At 68.6% G+C, this 16,386-nt stretch carries 13 protein-coding genes; 9 read left to right on the top strand and 4 right to left on the bottom strand.

Annotated features, from left to right (window positions below):
- Positions 1-10: 10 nt before the first annotated feature.
- The 5 genes from OCUBac02_RS01325 to OCUBac02_RS01305 all read left to right on the top strand — a co-directional run bounded on the left by OCUBac02_RS01325 (position 11) and on the right by OCUBac02_RS01305 (position 5,535).
- A complete protein-coding gene (locus OCUBac02_RS01325; protein ID WP_280528839.1) occupies positions 11-700 on the top strand; it encodes an RNA-binding protein in 690 nt (229 codons plus the stop codon).
- Positions 697-3,519: a translation initiation factor IF-2 gene (infB, locus tag OCUBac02_RS01320; RefSeq protein ID WP_173043165.1), complete on the top strand. Its 2,823-nt coding sequence runs from the start codon at positions 697-699 to the stop codon at positions 3,517-3,519. The genes OCUBac02_RS01325 and infB overlap by 4 nt, the downstream gene beginning before the upstream one ends.
- A 152-nt stretch (positions 3,520-3,671) precedes the next feature.
- Positions 3,672-4,130, top strand: a complete 459-nt coding sequence (gene rbfA, locus OCUBac02_RS01315) for a 30S ribosome-binding factor RbfA (protein ID WP_047578450.1) — start codon at positions 3,672-3,674, stop codon at positions 4,128-4,130.
- Positions 4,120-5,067, top strand: coding sequence for a tRNA pseudouridine(55) synthase TruB (gene truB, locus OCUBac02_RS01310; RefSeq protein WP_173049228.1), 948 nt, complete (start codon positions 4,120-4,122; stop codon positions 5,065-5,067). Before rbfA ends, truB begins: the two co-directional genes overlap by 11 nt.
- Before the next feature lie 6 nt (positions 5,068-5,073).
- On the top strand, positions 5,074-5,535 hold the full coding sequence (locus OCUBac02_RS01305) for a DUF3592 domain-containing protein (protein WP_173043164.1): 462 nt from the start codon (positions 5,074-5,076) through the stop codon (positions 5,533-5,535).
- A 167-nt stretch (positions 5,536-5,702) separates the two neighbouring features.
- On the opposite strand, the gene hemA is transcribed toward OCUBac02_RS01305, so the two are convergent.
- From hemA to OCUBac02_RS01290, 3 genes are all read right to left on the bottom strand, one after another.
- A complete protein-coding gene (gene hemA, locus OCUBac02_RS01300) occupies positions 5,703-6,914 on the bottom strand; it encodes a 5-aminolevulinate synthase (protein WP_173043163.1) in 1,212 nt (403 codons plus the stop codon).
- An 80-nt stretch (positions 6,915-6,994) separates the two neighbouring features.
- Complete coding sequence (locus tag OCUBac02_RS01295) at positions 6,995-8,254, bottom strand: Zn-dependent hydrolase (protein WP_173043162.1); 1,260 nt, start codon at positions 8,252-8,254, stop codon at positions 6,995-6,997.
- A 281-nt stretch (positions 8,255-8,535) separates the two neighbouring features.
- Positions 8,536-9,282: an SDR family NAD(P)-dependent oxidoreductase gene (locus OCUBac02_RS01290; protein WP_173043161.1), complete on the bottom strand. Its 747-nt coding sequence runs from the start codon at positions 9,280-9,282 to the stop codon at positions 8,536-8,538.
- 413 nt (positions 9,283-9,695) lie between these two features.
- On the opposite strand from OCUBac02_RS01290, the gene OCUBac02_RS01285 reads away from it, so the two are divergent.
- Complete coding sequence (locus OCUBac02_RS01285; RefSeq protein ID WP_244639057.1) at positions 9,696-10,502, top strand: WecB/TagA/CpsF family glycosyltransferase; 807 nt, start codon at positions 9,696-9,698, stop codon at positions 10,500-10,502.
- Positions 10,503-10,512: 10 nt separating this feature from the next.
- Positions 10,513-11,415 (top strand): DUF6492 family protein, encoded by a 903-nt coding sequence (locus OCUBac02_RS01280; protein WP_173043159.1) that lies wholly within the window; start codon positions 10,513-10,515, stop codon positions 11,413-11,415.
- On the opposite strand, the gene OCUBac02_RS01275 is transcribed toward OCUBac02_RS01280, so the two are convergent.
- On the bottom strand, positions 11,407-12,645 hold the full coding sequence (locus tag OCUBac02_RS01275) for a lipopolysaccharide biosynthesis protein (protein WP_173043158.1): 1,239 nt from the start codon (positions 12,643-12,645) through the stop codon (positions 11,407-11,409). The genes OCUBac02_RS01280 and OCUBac02_RS01275 overlap by 9 nt on opposite strands.
- A 110-nt stretch (positions 12,646-12,755) precedes the next feature.
- Between OCUBac02_RS01275 and OCUBac02_RS01270 the strand changes: the two genes are divergently transcribed.
- Together OCUBac02_RS01270 and OCUBac02_RS01265 are read left to right on the top strand one after the other, a co-directional pair.
- The gene (locus tag OCUBac02_RS01270) at positions 12,756-13,856 is read left to right on the top strand and encodes an endo-1,4-beta-xylanase (RefSeq protein WP_173043157.1); all 1,101 of its coding nucleotides are present in this window, start codon (positions 12,756-12,758) and stop codon (positions 13,854-13,856) included.
- A gap of 24 nt (positions 13,857-13,880) precedes the next feature.
- Positions 13,881-16,355, top strand: coding sequence for an exopolysaccharide transport family protein (locus OCUBac02_RS01265; RefSeq protein WP_173043156.1), 2,475 nt, complete (start codon positions 13,881-13,883; stop codon positions 16,353-16,355).
- Positions 16,356-16,386: the final 31 nt, after the last annotated feature.

Genomic DNA, 16,386 nt, shown 5'->3' with positions numbered 1-16,386 from the left:
GGTTTTGGCGGTGAAGGCGGCTCGCAGCGAGGGACCGGAGCGGAGCTGCGTCGTGACGCGGACCGTGAAGGCGCCCGAGGATCTGATCCGCTTCGTCGCCGGGCCGGACGGCATTTTGGTGCCGGACCTCAGGCGCAAACTGCCCGGGCGCGGCGTCTGGGCCAGCCTCAGCCGCAGGACGGTGGCCGAGGCGATCAGGCGCAAGGCCTTCGAGCGCTCGCTCAAGGCGAAGGTCGCGGTTCCCGCCGACCTTCCGGAGATGATCGATGCGCTGATGCTGCGCGATGCGTTGCAGGCGCTGTCGATGGCCAACAAGGCGGGGCTCGTGATCGCGGGCTTCGCCAAGGTCGAGGCCCTGATCGGCTCGGGCCGCTGCGTCGGCGTCATCGCCGCCAGCGACGGCGCCGAGGACGGCAAGCGCAAGATCGGCCAGGCCGTCAGGCGGCTGGGCGCGGTGCGCGAGGCCGAAGGGCTCAAGGCCCGTGAACTGCCCGTCGTCGCGATTTTCACGGCGGCGGATTTGGAATTGGCGTTGGGGCGGGCACATGTGATACATGCCGCGCTTGCTCCGGGACCAGCGGCCGAGGGTGTCCTCTCCCGCTGGCGTCGGCTCGTCCGGTACCGGACGGACGATACCGCCGCATCCGACCAGAACGACACCGAAGACACGACCGAACCGGCAGGACCGAACGCGGAATGACCGATACCAAGAACCCGGGCGACAAGACTCTCACCGTCAACCCGCCCAAGACCCTGTCGCTGAAGCGGCCTGTCGAGCAGAGCACTGTTCGCCAGAGCTTCTCGCACGGGCGCACGAAGCAGGTCGTCGTCGAGGTCAAGCGCCGCGCCGCCGGGCACGAGGTCAAGGAACCCGTCGCGCCGCGCGCCCCGCAGGCCCCGGCTCCGCAGGCGACGCAGCCGCGCCCCGCCGCGCCTCAGCAGCCCCAGCGTCCGGCTGGCGGTATGCTCCTGCGAACCCTCTCCGACGAGGAGAAGGATGCACGTCAGCGCGCCCTTTCGGAAGCCCGCAGCAGCGAGGCCGAGGCACGCCGCATCGCCGAGGACGAGGCGCGCCAGCGCGCCGCTGCGGCCGAGCGCGAACGTCATGAGCGTGAAGCGGCCGCAGCCCGTCAGCGGCAGGAGGAAGAGCGCCGCCGTCAGGAGGACGACCAGAAGCGCCGCGTCGAGATGGCCGCCCGCCAGCGCGACGAGCAGCCGGCCCGCCCGGCCGCTCCGCCGCCGCAGGCCCGCGAGGCCGCGCCTGCGCCTCAGGCTCCCGCGCCGCAGCCCACGCAGTATTACGGCCGGCCTGCCCCGTCCGGCCCGCGCGAGTTTTCGTCGCGTCCCCCGATGCGCGATACCGGTGCCCGTCCGCCGCGGCTCGACAGCCGCCCGCCGCGCTCCGATTCGCCGCGCCCGCCGCGGCTCGACAACTCGGCCCCGGCCGAGCCGGCTGTCGCCCGCCCGGCACGCCAGGCGCCCTCGGCCAATACCACCCGCAATCGTTCCGACGATGTCGACGTCAAGGCCGCCTTCCGCCGCCCCGGCTTGAGCGCCGGGGCCGGCCGTGGTCCGGCTCCCGCCGCGCCCAAAACGCCGAAGACCACCAATGACAGGCCGCGCGGCCGCCTGACGCTCGCCACCGCCACCGGCGGCGACGAGGAGCGGACACGCTCGGTCGCCTCGTTCCGCCGGCGCGTGCAGCGCATGACCGGCCACCGGGCTTCCGACGCGCAGAAAGAGCGCGTGATGCGCGAGGTGATCATCCCCGAGACGATCACCATCCAGGAACTCGCGAACCGCATGACGGAGCGCGGCGTCGACGTCATCCGCCTGCTGATGAAGCAGGGCGCGATGCACAAGATCACCGACGTGATCGATGCCGACACCGCCCAGCTCATCGCCGAGGAAATGGGCCACACGGTCAAGCGCGTCGCCGAATCGGACGTCGAGGAAGGTCTGTTCGATACGCCGGATACCGACGAGACCCTGGAGTCGCGGCCGTCGGTCGTGACCATCATGGGCCATGTCGACCACGGCAAGACCTCGCTGCTTGATGCGATCCGCAAGACCAAGGTCGTCACAGGCGAGGCCGGCGGCATCACCCAGCATATCGGCGCCTATCAGGTGACGACGCCGCTGGGCTCGCAGGTGACCTTCATCGACACGCCCGGCCACGCCGCCTTCACGGCGATGCGCGCCCGCGGCGCCAAGGTGACGGATATCGTCGTGCTGGTCGTGGCGGCCGATGACGGCGTCATGCCGCAGACCGCCGAGGCGATCAATCACGCCAAGGCGGCCGGCGTTCCGCTGATCGTCGCGATCAACAAGGTCGACAAGGCCGATTCCAACCCCGACCGGGTCCGCGCTGAACTGCTTCAGTACGAGATCCAGGTCGAGACGCTGGGCGGCGAGACGCTCGAGGTCGAGGTCTCCGCCAAGACCGGGCACAACCTCGACAAGCTGCTGGAGGCGATCTCGCTGCAGGCCGAGCTGCTCGATCTCAAGGCCAATCCGCATCGCCCCGCCGAAGGCACGGTGATCGAGGCCAAGCTCGATCGCGGCCGCGGCCCGGTCGCGACCGTGCTCGTCCAGCGCGGCACGCTGCGCACCGGCGACATCGTCGTGGCCGGCGCCGAATGGGGCCGCGTCCGTGCGCTCATCGCCGATACCGGCGCGCAGGTGAAGGAGGCTCCGCCCTCCATGCCGGTCGAGGTTCTCGGCTTCAACGGCACGCCCGAGGCCGGCGACCGCGTCGCGGTGGTCGAGTCCGAGGCCCGCGCCCGCGAGATCACCGATTACCGCGAGCGTCAGCGTCGCGACCGCCTCGCCGCCCGCGGCGCGGCTTCGGGCGCCGGCCGCTCGCTCGCCGAGATGATGCGCGAGCTCAAGGAGGGCGCCGGCCGCAAGGAATTCCCGCTCGTCGTCAAGGGTGACGTGCAGGGCTCCGTCGAGGCCATCGTCGGCGCGCTCGAGAAAGTCGGCAACGACGAGGTGCGGGCTCGCGTCCTCTCCTCGGGCGTCGGCGCGATCACCGAGTCGGATATCACGCTGGCCCAGGCTTCGGGCGCGGTCGTGGTCGGCTTCAACGTCCGCGCGCACAAGGAAGCGCGCGAGGCGGCGGAGCGTGCCGGCGTCGAGATCCGCTACTACAACATCATCTACAACCTCATGGACGACGTGAAGGACGCGATGTCGGGCCTGCTGGCGCCGACCCTGCGCGAGACTATGCTCGGCAACGCCTCGATCCTCGAGATCTTCAACGTCTCGAAGGTCGGCAAGATCGCCGGCTGCCGCGTCACCGACGGCACGATCGAGCGCGGCGCCAATGTCCGCCTGATCCGCGACAACGTCGTGGTTCACGAGGGCAAGCTCGGCCAGCTCAAGCGCTTCAAGGACGACGCCAAGGAAGTCGTGGCCGGCCAGGAATGCGGCATGTCCTTCGAGAATTACCAGGACATGCGTGTCGGCGACGTGATCGAGTGCTATCGCGTCGAGGAGATCAAGCGCAGCCTCTGAGCTGCGCTGCCTGAAACAGCGCGTCATGGCCGGGCCTTCGGGACCGGCCATCTCGTGACGAGAAGAGCGCGTCCAGCGCCTGATCATCCTGAGACGGCGGGCCTGGCCCGCCGGGACGTTTGGTCCGGTCCGATCCCGGAGAAACGAGAACCATGGCTAAACCTGCAAAACCCTCAGGCCCCTCCCAGCGGCAATTGCGCGTCGGCGAACTGATCCGCCATGCGCTGGCCGAAATGCTCGCACGGGGCGACATCCATGACGACGTGCTGGCGAAGCATGTCGTGACCGTGCCGGAGGTGCGCCTCTCGCCGGACCTCAAGCTCGCGACCTGCTACATCATGCCGCTCGGCGGGCTGGACATCGCCCCGGTGCTCAAGGCGCTCGATGCCAACAAGCGCTATCTGCGCGGCGAGATCGCCCATCGCGTCAACCTGAAATACGCGCCGGACCTTCGTTTCCGCGCCGATGAGAGCTTCGCCGAGGCCGAGCGCATCGACGCGCTGCTCGACACCGAGGCCGTACGCCGCGACACCCAGGTCCAACGCCTCAGGATCGACCAGGACCACGAAGACCAAGACCCCGAAACTGACCGTCGTGACGATGACCGCTGAGAACCCATCCGAAGCCGCCCCGAATCAGGACGTTGCGCCGGCGCCGCGTCCGAAGAAGCGCGACGTCCATGGCTGGGTCATCCTCGACAAGCCGATCGGCATGACCTCGACCCATGCGGTCAGCGTCGTGAAGCGCGCCTTCGGCGCCAAGAAGGCCGGCCATGCCGGCACGCTCGACCCGCTCGCCTCCGGCCTGCTGCCGATCGCCTTGGGCGAGGCGACCAAGACGGTCCCCTTCGTCATGGACGGCCGCAAGGCCTATCAGTTCACCGTCGCCTGGGGCACGCAGACCAATACCGACGACACCGAGGGCAGCGTCATCGCGACCTCGGACAAGCGCCCTGACGAGGCCGCGATCGCGGCCCTGCTGCCGCGCTTCACCGGCACCATCCTGCAGACGCCGCCCAAGTTCTCCGCGATCAAGATTGCCGGCGAGCGCGCCTATGACCTCGCCCGCGACGGCGAGGAGGTCGAGCTTGAGGCGCGCCCCGTCGAGATCGACGCGCTGCGCATCGTCAGCCATGACGGCGCCACCACCACCTTCGAGGCCGAATGTGGCAAGGGCACCTATGTCCGCGCCATCGCCCGCGATCTCGGCCTGGAGCTCGGCTGTCTCGGCCATGTCGCGCATCTGCGCCGGACCCGCGTCGGCCCCTTCACCGTGGCCGAGGCCGCGAGCGTCGAGACCCTGCGCGAGAGCCCGGAGAGCGCGCTGACGGCTCTCCAGCCGGTCAAGGCGGCGCTGACGCTGATCCCGGAGATCGTGCTCCATCGCGACGCCGCCGCCCGCCTCAAGCGCGGCCAGAGCGCCCTGCTGCGCGGCGCCGGTGCCCCGATCGAGCTGGAGGCGGCCTACGCCACCTGCGCCGGCACGCTGGTCTCGACGGGCTCGGTCCAGAACGGCGAATTCGTCCCCCACCGCGTCTTCAATCTCTGAGAGCGGATGGGCGAAAGCCGCAGGAAGCAACGGTTCGGGGGCCTCGCCCAGGATGGCAGGCTCGTGCTCTGGCGCATCGGCTGCGTCTTCGGGATCGTCGCCGTCATCCTCGCGACGGCCTGCTATTTCACCTACAGCCATAACCGGAAGCTTCTGGCGCGGGCCGATCGCGCCGATGGCACCGTGATCGAACTGCGGCATGGCGGTGGGGATTCCACCTATCGTCCGGTCGTGAGTTTCCGCACGGCCGGAGGCCGGTCCGTCACCTTCGTGACGTCATGGGGCACGAAACCGCCCGCCTATCGCAAAGGCGATCAGGTGTCCGTCCTCTATGACGCTGCTGCGCCTGAAAAGGCCGAGATCGAAGGTTTCCTCTCCCAATGGCTGGGAACCCTGATCCTTGCCGGCCTGGCGAGCGTCTTCGCCCTGCTCTCGGCGGTCCTGATGATCGTGGCCAAGCGCGGCTGAGCGGCGGAGGCCGTTTGGAAAATGGGAGCCCTCACCCTGAGGAGGCATGTCGGTAGAAATGGCGTCTCGAAGGATGATCCAGATGGTTCCGGAGCCTCCTGAAGCATCCTTCGAGACGGCCCTGCGGGCCTCCTCAGGATGAGGGCTCGCGGGGAATTCCCCGTGTCTCAGGCCGCGCGCTTCAGCCCGTCGCGCGCCCAGATCGCGCCGAGCGCCGCTACCAGCGCGTCGATATCGGCGTCGGAATGGAAGGGCGAGGGCGTGATCCGCAGGCGCTCGGTACCGCGCGGCACGGTGGGGTAGTTGATCGGCTGGACATAGATGTCGAAGCGGGCGAGCAATTCGTCGCTGATCGCCTTGCAGGCCTTTGCCTCGCCGACCATCACCGGCACGATATGGCTGGGATTGGCGAGATGCGGGATGCCGGCGGCGTCGAGCCTGGCCCGCAAGGCCGCGACACGGTCCTGCTGGCGCTCGCGCTCGACGGAGCTGTCCTTGAGATGCCGGATCGCCGCGATCGCGCCCGCCGCCACCGCCGGCGGCAGCGAGCTGGAGAAGATGAAGCCGGAGGCGAAGCTGCGGATGAAGTCGCAGAGCGCTGCCGAGCCGGTGATATAGCCGCCGATCACGCCATAGGACTTCGCCAGCGTGCCCTGGATCAGGGTCAGCCGGTCGGTCAGGCCCTCGCGCTCCGAGATGCCGCCGCCGCGCGCGCCGTAGAGCCCGACGGCATGGACCTCGTCGATATAGGTCATTGCGCCGAACTCGTCGGCGATGTCGCAGAATTCGCGGATCGGGGCGATATCGCCATCCATCGAATAGACCGACTCGAAGGCGATCAGCTTCGGCCGGTCCGGATCGAGCGCCGCGAGCTTGCGGCGCAGATCGGCGGGGTCGTTATGGGCGAAGATATGCTTCTCGGCCCGCGAGTGGCGGATACCCTCGATCATCGAGGCATGGTTCAGCCCGTCGGTCAGCACGATGCAGCCGGGAATGCGCGCGGCCAGCGTCGAGAGCGAGGCCCAGTTCGAGACATAGCCGGAATTGAAGATCAGCGCGGCTTCCTTGCCGTGCAGGTCGGCCAGCTCGCGCTCCAGCAGGACATGGTAATGGTTGGTGCCGCCGATATTGCGGGTGCCGCCGGCGCCGGCGCCGCTGCCGTCGAGCGCCTGATGCATCGCGGCGAGCACCTTGGGATGCTGGCCCATGCCGAGATAGTCGTTCGAGCACCAGACGGTGACGTCGCGCGGGCCGCCTTCGCCATGATAGGTCGCGAGCGGAAAGCGGCCGGCCTGGCGCTCCAGGTCGGCGAAGACGCGATAGCGGCCTTCGCTGCGCAATCCGTCGAGTTCCCGGCGGAAGAAGTTCTCGAAATCCATTCCAGCCTCCTGCGGCGCGCCTCTCCTAGGCCTTTCGGGCCGATTTCGGAATGGCGCGCGGTGTCGCGGCTGGAATCGTTCTACTGTGAGTGCCCGGCCAGTTCCAGAATCGTTTCGATGAGGACGCGGATGGCGATGCCGGCATCGGCCTCGGTCATGTTCTCCAAGGGCGAGTGGCTGATGCCCTTCTCGTTGCGCACGAAGAGCATGGCGACGGGCGCGACCGTCGCGATCGCCATGGCGTCATGCCCGGCGCCGGAGGGCAGGCGGCGGCCGGCGAGATTGCTCCCGGCGCGGGCGATGCCGGCGGCGAAGGCATCCTGCAGCCGGGGTTCCATCGGCACGGCCGCGGCCCTGGCATAAGGGATGATCTCCAGCCCGACGCCGCGACGCTCGGCGATCTCGCCGAAGCTCTTGCGGATCTCGGCATCCATGGCCGCGAGCGTCTCATCCTTGGGCGCACGGAAATCGATGGTGAATTCGGCCGCGCCGGGGACGACATTGGTCGCGCCGGGGTCAGGCCTGAGCACGCCGACCGTGCCGACCGCAAGCTCATGCGCGCCCGCGATCTGCTCCAGCGCCAGCGCCATCTCGGCCGCCGCGGTCAGCGCGTCCTTGCGCAACGCCATCGGCACGGTGCCGGCATGTCCCGCCTCGCCCGCGACGCGCACGCGGGCGCGACTCTGCGCGTTGATGGCGGTGACGATGCCGACCGGCTCGTTCTCCGCCTCCAGCACTGGCCCCTGCTCGATATGGACTTCGAGATAGGCCTGGATCGAGCCGGGCTTGCGCGCCAGCGCCGGAATTCCGGCCGGATTGCCGCCGAAGGCGACGAGGGCCTCGCCGAGCTTCACGCCCTCGCTGTCGCGCGCCTCCAGCCAGGCCGGGTCATAGGCGCCGGCCAAGGCCTCGGAGGTCGAGAGATGCGTGGGAAAGCGGACATTCTCCTCGTCGCCGAAGCCGATCACTTCGAGCGGGAAGGGCAGGTTGATCCCGGCATCGCGCAGGGCCTGGGCCGCCAGGATACCGGCGACGACGCCGAGATTGCCGTCGAAACGCCCGCCATCCTTGACCGTGTCGATATGCGAGCCGATCAGCACGGCAGGCAGACCCGGCACGCTGCCTTCGCGCCGGCCCTGCACCGAGCCGGCGGCATCGATGAAGGCGGTCAGCCCCGCCACCTCCATCGCACCCTTGACCCATTCCGCCGCCTGCTTGTGCGCGGCCGAGAGATAGAGCCGCGTCAGCTTACCGGGCTCGTCGCTGAAGCGGTTGAGGCCGGCCAGCGCGGCGAAGGCGCGGGCACCGAGGACGGCGGCGGAGGGGAGCGTCTGCATCATGCCGCCAAGCTAGATCAGGGTTGCGAAAACTGCGACGGGCAATTTCGCCAAGCAGCTTCTCCGTGGCGGCGTTTTTGCGTGCCGTGTTTGATGAAACGCCGCCGTCATGGTCGGGCTTGTCCCGACCATCCACGTCTTCATCGATGCCATGCGGCGTTCAAGACGTGGATGCTCGCCACAAGGGCGAGCATGATGAACTGGAGCGCATCTTGTTTCATGGCTTCCGGGCACAGGCCTGCAGCCTGCCCCGGAATGACAGGGCAACTCTCGATCCAGCGGCTTCAATAAGTCGCGCGGCCACCCGAGAGGTCGAACACGCCGGCCGTGGTGAAGCTGTTCTCGGCAGAAGCGAGGAAGGCGACCATCGCGGCCACCTCGTCGGGCAGCAGGAAGCGCCCGCGCGGGATCTTCGCCAGCATGTAGCCGATATGCTCCTCGCTCATCTGGTCGAAGATGCGGGTGCGCGCCGCCGCCGGCGTGATGCAGTTCACCGCGATGTCTTTGTCGGCGAGCTCCTTGCCCAGCGACTTGGTCAGCGCGATCACCGCCGCCTTCGAGGCGGAATAGGCGGAGGCGTTGGGGTTGCCTTCCTTGCCGGCGATCGAGGCGACCAGGACGATGCGCCCGTAATTGCGCTTGACCATGCCGGGGATCACCGAGCGGCAGCAATGCAGCGTGCCGTCGACATTGAGCTTCATGACCCGGGCCCAGTCCTCCAGCGGATATTCCCAGGTCTTGTGGTTGGGCCCGGCGATGCCGGCGCTGGTGACGAGGATATCGATGCTGCCATGCCGGGCTTCCAGCGCGTCGCTGGCCTTCTGCACGGCCTCGGCATCGGTCACGTCGACGCCGACGCCGACCGCGCCATGGCCGATCTCGTTGGCGGCCTTGGCTGCGAGCGCGGCGTCCACGTCCCAGATCGCGACGGTCGCGCCGCTCTGCGCGAAACGCTCGGCGACGGCGCGGCCGATGCCTTGCGCTCCACCGGTGACGATGGCGACGCGCTTCTTTAAATCGATTTGGTTCATGCTCAGCCCTCCCGAACGTCTTATGCGAATCACCCTAACCGGCCGGCGGAGGAGCGGCCAGATGGCATCGACGCTTCGGTGAGATGCGCAAGGCCGCCATGCGTTTCGTTAAGGATGATGGCAAAAAGATCGGGAGCCGATGGCCTCCGCGGCGTGCCGGATCGGGGCGGTTTGGATCAGGCCTGTATCGCGGTGGGACGGCGTTCCGGAGAGGGTGGCGCGGTGGTCCGGACAATCGTTCCGGTTCGGTACAAGGCCTTGTTGCTGCAAGAGGATTGCCATTAACGCGGCTTCGCGGATCGCGGGAACAACCCGTTCACCTTTCAGCCGGCTTTGCCTTGACCCGGCCCCTGAAACGGCAAAGACAATCACGGCATTCGCAATGGGCCGCCATGCCCCCGACCGAGAGCACCGTGCCCGCAACCGCCTCCATCACGATCGCCAGCGAAGCCGGGGGCCGCAAGCGCCACGGCTATGCCAAGCGCGATATCGGCGGCATCGGCATCGCCGTGATGGAACGTGAGGCGGCACTTGCCGAGGTCACCGATGCGGTGCTGACCGGCGGCCATATGAAGCTTGCCTTCTGCAACGCCAATCTCGTCAACGTCGCTGCGGGCAACGCCGCCCTGCAGCGCAGCCTTTCGACCTTTCTCGTGCTGGCCGACGGGATCGGCGTCGATCTCGGGAGCTGGATGCTCTACGGCAAGGCCTTCCCGGCCAATCTCAACGGCACGGATTTCTTCCCCGCGCTCTTCGCCCGCGCCGGGCGGCCGATGCGGGTTGCCCTGCTCGGTGGCCGGCCCGGAGTCGCAGATCGGGCCGTGGCCAATCTGACGCAACGCTATCCGATGCATCAGTTCAGTGTCGTCTCGCACGGCTATTTCACCGACGACGACGAAACCGTTCTTCTCGGCAAGTTGAGGATCCAGCGCCCGGACCTGCTTCTGGTGGCGATGGGCAATCCGCTGCAGGAGCGCTTCATCGCCGACAAGCTCGGGCCGCAGCATTGCTCGGTCGCAGCCGGCGTCGGCGCGCTGTTCGACTTTTTCGCCGACGAGGTGCCGCGCGCGCCCGAGCTGGTGCGCCAGATCAGGCTCGAATGGATGTATCGGCTCTGGCTCGAACCGCGCCGTCTCTGGCGGCGCTATGTCCTCGGAAATCCCGCTTTCCTGATGCGCATGGCCCGGCAATATGCCATGGGCGGCAGACGGAGCGGGTGAGTCACCGATAGTGAGCGAAACCTTTGCCCTGGCGACGCCGAGCTACAGGGGCGATGTCGAGCGTTGCCGGCTGCTTTGCGCCAGCGTCGATCGCTTCGTCAGCGGCCATGCGATCCATTATCTCCTGGTCGAGGATCGCGACGTCCCGCTCTTCCGCGATCTCGAAGGGCCGTGCCGCCGCATCCTGCCGGAATCGCAATTGCTGCCGGGCTGGCTCAGATCGCGGCCCGATCCGCTGAGCTTCGGCAAGCGCCGGCTCTGGACCGGGGTGCAGGCGCTGGCGCGCGGCATCCCGCCGCTGCGCGGCTGGCATGCGCAGCAGCTCCGGAAATTCGCAGTGGCCCGGGCGAGCAGCGAGGACGTGATCCTCTTCGCCGATTCCGACATGCTGTTCGTGCGGCCCTTCGACCTGACCAGCCTGTCGGATGACGGCGCGATCCGGCTCTACCGCAAGCCCGATGCGATCACCGCCGACATGGCGCGCCACATTCCCTGGTGTACCCATGCCGCGACGCTGCTCGGGCTCGACGCGCCCTCGTTCCCGAGCCCGGACTACATCAACAATCTGGTGAGCTGGCGCCGCGACCATGTCCTTGCCCTGCTCGACCATGTCGAGAGCATCAGTGGCCGCGACTGGGTCTCCGCCATCGCCCGCGAGCGCCAGTTCTCGGAATATGTGATCTACGGCTATTTCGTCGAACGCGTGCTCGGGCTCGAGGCTGCAGGCCACTGGCCGGACACGCGCGAGCTCTGCAAGGTCTACTGGTTCAGCGAGGATGTCGCCGGGATGGATCGGCTCGCCTCCTTCGAGGAGGTGCTGGAGCCCTGGCAGGTCGCCGTCGGCGTTCAGTCCTTCATCGGAGAGCCGCTGGAGCGCATCCGCGCCCTGTTCGAGCGGCAGGCCTCAGCGTAGCGGCCTGCGCTCCTGCGCCAGCAGCGTGTAGGTGAAGCCGGCCGAGGCGAGATAGACCGCTCCGAAGACGAGGTTCATCCAGGCGGCCCAGCTTGCGGCTTCCGGGAAGCGCGTCATCACCAGCGAGATCAACCCGGCCTTGATCGCCGTCAGCAGGCAGAGCAGTGCGATGCGCGAGCCGGTGCGCTCGCGCGCATAGAGCAGTTCGGCGTGGTACTCGACGAGATTGCGCAAGGCCGGGACCAGCAGCATCGGCGCGAACAGATAGGCCGCTTCCGAGACATTGCGTCCGAGCAGGTTCGGGAAGGGCTTGAGCGCGACGATGACGGCGACGAGCCCGCCGATCGAGACCAGCGCGATGCCCGCCTCGTAAGCCGCGAGCCGCCTGAAGCCGCCGACGCCGCGATCCTTCATGATCTTCTGCACGAGCATCTGGTTGAAACTGCGCACCGGCATGGCGGTGAGGTCGATCACCCTGAGCGCGATGGCGTAGAGGCCTGCAGTGCGCTCGCCGGCGAGGCCGAGCACCAAGAGCTTGTCGAGCTCGGACTGGACGTAGAACACGATGTCCGCCGCGCCGGCGAAGACCGCATCGGCCATCCGGCGCGGATAGAGGTGGCGCACGAAGCGCCAGCGCGCCCTCGGCAGGAAGGCGAGGAGGGCGATCGCCGCGCTCGCCATCGTCGCCCCGCAATAGGCGAAGGCCCAGATCTCCAGGCTGGCATGGCCGAAACCGGCGAAGAGCAGGGCCGCGACCGTCCGCAGGGCGGAGCCGATGATGACCAGCAGCGCCGCCTGCCGGAATCGGCGCAGTCCGTTATTGACGATGGCGACGACCTCGACGAGCCGCCAGCCCAGCACCTCCGCGACGATGATCACGGTGAAGGGCAGGAGCGCGAGGCGCTCCGCGAACAGCAGCAGATAGGCGCCACCGGCCGCCGCGACGATCAATGGCAGCGACAGGGCCGCGAGGCCCGCGAAACCCGAGAGATAGGCGCCGAGCAGGCGCGGCTTGACCGTGGCGACGCGATAGAGCGGCGAGATGAAGCCGAAGGCCAGCAGCCGCGATAGAATGAGCCCGGTCGAGGACGCCGTGGCGAACAGACCGAATTCGCCGAGGGTCAACGTATTCGCAACGATGAGGAAGTAGACAAGGGAGATCACGAGCCGGCCGGCGGAGCCGCTCAGGATGGTGAGGTAGGCGAAGATGGTGGCGCGATCCGGCAGCATGACCCGTTTCCGCGGCGGCTGGCCCGGCGCGTGCCTTAGCGTTTCAACATGACGAATCCCTCTTAGCCCAGAGGCGTTGAACGACCCTAAACGACACGGAAGCGTCCCGATTGACCGACCAGAAACCCGAAACGGACCGGAATGAGGCCCTGCCGGCGCGCCGCGATGTGCTGCGCGGTGCCTCCGCTTGCCTGATGGCCGGCGCATTGGGGGGCGGAAGTTCGGCTCTTGCGGCCGTCAGGCCGATCCCCTTCGGCTCTGCGGCGGAGATCGGCGCTTTCCGCGACGACCCACGTTATCGCGACGCGCTGAAGCGCTATTGCGACGTCATTGTCCCCATGAACGACCTGAAATGGGAGGCGCTGCGGCACGACCAGCCGCGCTTCGATTTTTCCGGCGCCGACGAGCTCGTGGCCTTCGCACAGGTGAACAGGAAGGCGCTGCGCGGCCATACCCTGCTCTGGGGCGAGGCCCTGCCCAACTGGGCGAGGGAGATGACGACGCGGGCCGAGGCCGAGCGTGAGCTGGTCAACCACATCGAGATCGTCGTCGACCGCTACAAGGGCAAGATCGCGACCTGGGACGTGGTCAACGAGGTCATCAAATACGATCCTCTCGAAGGCGGGCCCTGGCGCGACACCATCTGGCAGCGCCTGCTCGGGCCGGAGCATGTCGACATCGCCTTCCGCACCGCGGCGCGGGTCGATCCCAAGGCCCGGCTCGTCCTGAACGATTTCCATTTCGAGGAGCCGGTTCCCGGCGCTGCCGCGCGTCGCAAGGTCGCGCTCGATATCTGCCGGCGCCTGAAGGACAAGGGCATCCCGGTCCACGGCGTCGGCATGCAGGCCCATCTCTATGCCGACAAGGGCATCGATGTGGACGGTCTGCAGCGCTTCATGCGCGATCTCGACGAGCTCGGCCTCGATGTCGAGATCACCGAGCTCGACGTCATCGACTGGAAGCTTCCGGCCGACGCAGCGAAGCGCGACAAGACCGCCGCCGCCCTGGTCGGGACGTTCCTCGACGCTGTCGTCTCGGCCAAGCGGCCGAAGGCGATCGTCACCTGGGGGCTGACCGACCGCTATTCCTGGGTCCACGAAACGTTCCCGCGCAAGGACAGTGCCCGCGCCCGGCCGCTGCCGCTCGATGCCGACTACCGGCAGAAGCCGATGATGGCCGTGCTCGAGCGCTATCGGCGCGGGCTGGCGTAATGCGGAATGGTGAAGCGTAGCGTCATGTTCACGACCGAGCCGGCTGCGAACGAAGCACAGGACAGGCGGGGCCGCCGCGAGCGGACGGCATCGCCCCTGCCTGCCCATCTCGCCCGGCTCGCCGATCCCGTCTGGATCGTCGGGACGCTCTGGGCGCGGCGTGGTTTCGTCCTGCTCATGGCGCTGCTCGGTCTCGCGCTCGCGATCCTCGCCGCGCTGCTGATGACGCCGAAATACGTCTCGACCGCGCAGCTCTTCATCGATCCGCGCGACCTGCGCGTGCTCCAGAACGACGTTTCGCCCAATACCGTCGGCAGCGATCCCACCTCGATCACCGGCTATCTCGAAAGCCAGGCGCGCGTGATCGCCTCCGACAGCATCAAGTCGCGCGTCGTCGAGCGCCTGAACCTCGACCGCGATCCCGATTTCGGCGGTGCCTCGGCCGGATTCCTCGCTCGGCTGATGGGCGCCGATACCGGCCCCTCGCCTAAGGCGACGCTCTATGCGCTGGCGGCGCTCGACCGCACGGTCGCGGTGCGCCGCGGCGAGCGCACCTTCGTCATCGACATCTCCGCGACGGCGCAGGATCCGGACAAGGCGGCGAAGATCGCGAATGCGCTGGCCGAGGCCTATCTGGAGGATCAGGCGGCCGTGCGTGCCGAAGCGGCGCAGCGCGCGACCGCAGCCCTGACCGGCCGGCTGGAGGAATTGCGCAACCGCCTGCGCATCGCCGAGGAGAAGGCGGAGAAATACAAGGAAGCCAACAATATCGTCGGCGTCGGCGGCCGTTCGCTCAGTGAGGAGCAGCTCTCCCTCAACAGTGCCCAGCTCGTCGCGGCCCGGACCCGCTCGACCGAGGCCAAGGCCAAATACGACCAGATCACCGCGACGCGTGCGTCCAATATCGAGGCGGGCGCCATTCCGGAGGCTGTCGCGTCCAACACCATGACCGCCCTGCGTGCCCAGCTTGGCGCGGCGCTGGCGCGTGAGGCCGATCTCGTCTCCTCGCTCGGCGCCCGCCATCCGTCGCTCGCCTCGGCGCAGTCGCAGGTGCGCGATGCGCGCCGCCAGATCGCCGACGAACTCGCCCGCATCGCCCGTGCCGCCAAAGCCGAATACGACCGCGCGGTCGAGGCCGAGCGCCAGCTCGCCCGCCGCGTCGACCAGCTCACCGCTGGTCAATACGCCGTCGGCCGCGCCTCCGTGCAGTTGCGCGAGCTCGAACGCGAGGTCGAATCCTCCCGCGCCATCTATGATGCCTTCCTCAGGCGCGCCCGCGAGACCGGCGAGCTCGGCGGCATCGACACCACCAATGCCCGCATCATCAGCCCGGCCATGCCGCCGCTCGAAAAGAGCGGCATGAGCCGGCGGACGCTCGCCATGCTCGGCGCCTTCGGCGGTGGCGCCGCCGGCATGCTGCTGGCGCTTGGCCTGGCCTTGTTCGCGGTGCCTCGCCCGTCGGCCGCCTCCGAGCCGCCTCCGCGCAAGCCGTTCTGGCGCCGCGCGCCGCGCCCGATCGCCACCGAAACCTCCGAGAGCGCGCGGCCGGCATCCCCGTCGCCATCGCCTGCCGCTCCCCCGCCGCAGCCTGCAGCGATTCGGCCGGAACCGGCGCCGCCGGCTGCTTCCACCGGCCTGGGGCCGGCGGGCTGGCGGCGGCTCATGGCGATTCAGGGTGGGCAGGCGGAGCGCGCCGCGCGCCGCCCCCAGCCCCCAGCCGAACCCGCGCCGGAACCGCTGCGCCGTTCCGTTCCCGCCACGCTTCCGCAAGACGCCTCGGCACCTGTCGCCCAACCAAAGGCTCCGGCTGCGCTCGGCACGATCCCGCCGGTGCGCCACCGCCGCTGGCGCCGTAATGCTGCGGAAGCGCGTTCGGTCTTCCAGGGGCAGGCGCATCTGGTCGATGTCATCGACAAGCCGCAATCCGCCTTCGCCGCTGCCATCGCCGCCATCCGCCTCGAACTGGCCAGGGCGGCCGGGGGGGAGCAGCGCCGCCGCATCCTCGTCCTCGGCCTCGAGCCGCAGGCGGGCGCGACCACGCTCGCCCTCAACCTCGCGCTGGACGCAGCCCTGTCCGGCCTGCCGGCGCTGCTCGTCGATGCCGGTGACGGCGCTCACGGCCTGACCCCGGTCTTCGCTGCCGATGCGCCGCTCGGGCTTGGCGACGTGCTGGCCGGGCGCGCGGCGCTGGCGCGTGCCATCCTCAAGGACGAAGGCACCGGCCTGACCTTCCTGCCGTTGGCCGGAAGCCCACCGCCGGCAGGGCACGGCTCACTGCGGACAGGCCCGTTCGCGGCTGCGCATCGCTTCGGGCCGATGATCGTCGATGGCGGCAGCCTGCCGATCGCCGGGCTGATCGGGCGTTTCGCCGAGGCGGTCGACGACATCGTTCTGGTCGCGCGCGACGGGGGCGCCGCCAAGGCAGCGGCCGAGCGCTGGCAGGCAGAGCTCGGGCCGCACGCGAACAAGCTGCGCGGCCTCGTGATCAACGCGGCCTGAACCGTCATTGCTTCGCTACGCTCGCAATGAC

The sequence above is a fragment of the Bosea sp. ANAM02 genome, assembly GCF_011764485.1.
In the GTDB taxonomy this organism is placed as follows: Bacteria; Pseudomonadota; Alphaproteobacteria; order Rhizobiales; family Beijerinckiaceae; genus Allobosea.
Note: the sequence above shows the minus strand (reverse complement) of the source record. Positions and strands in the feature narration are given on the sequence as shown.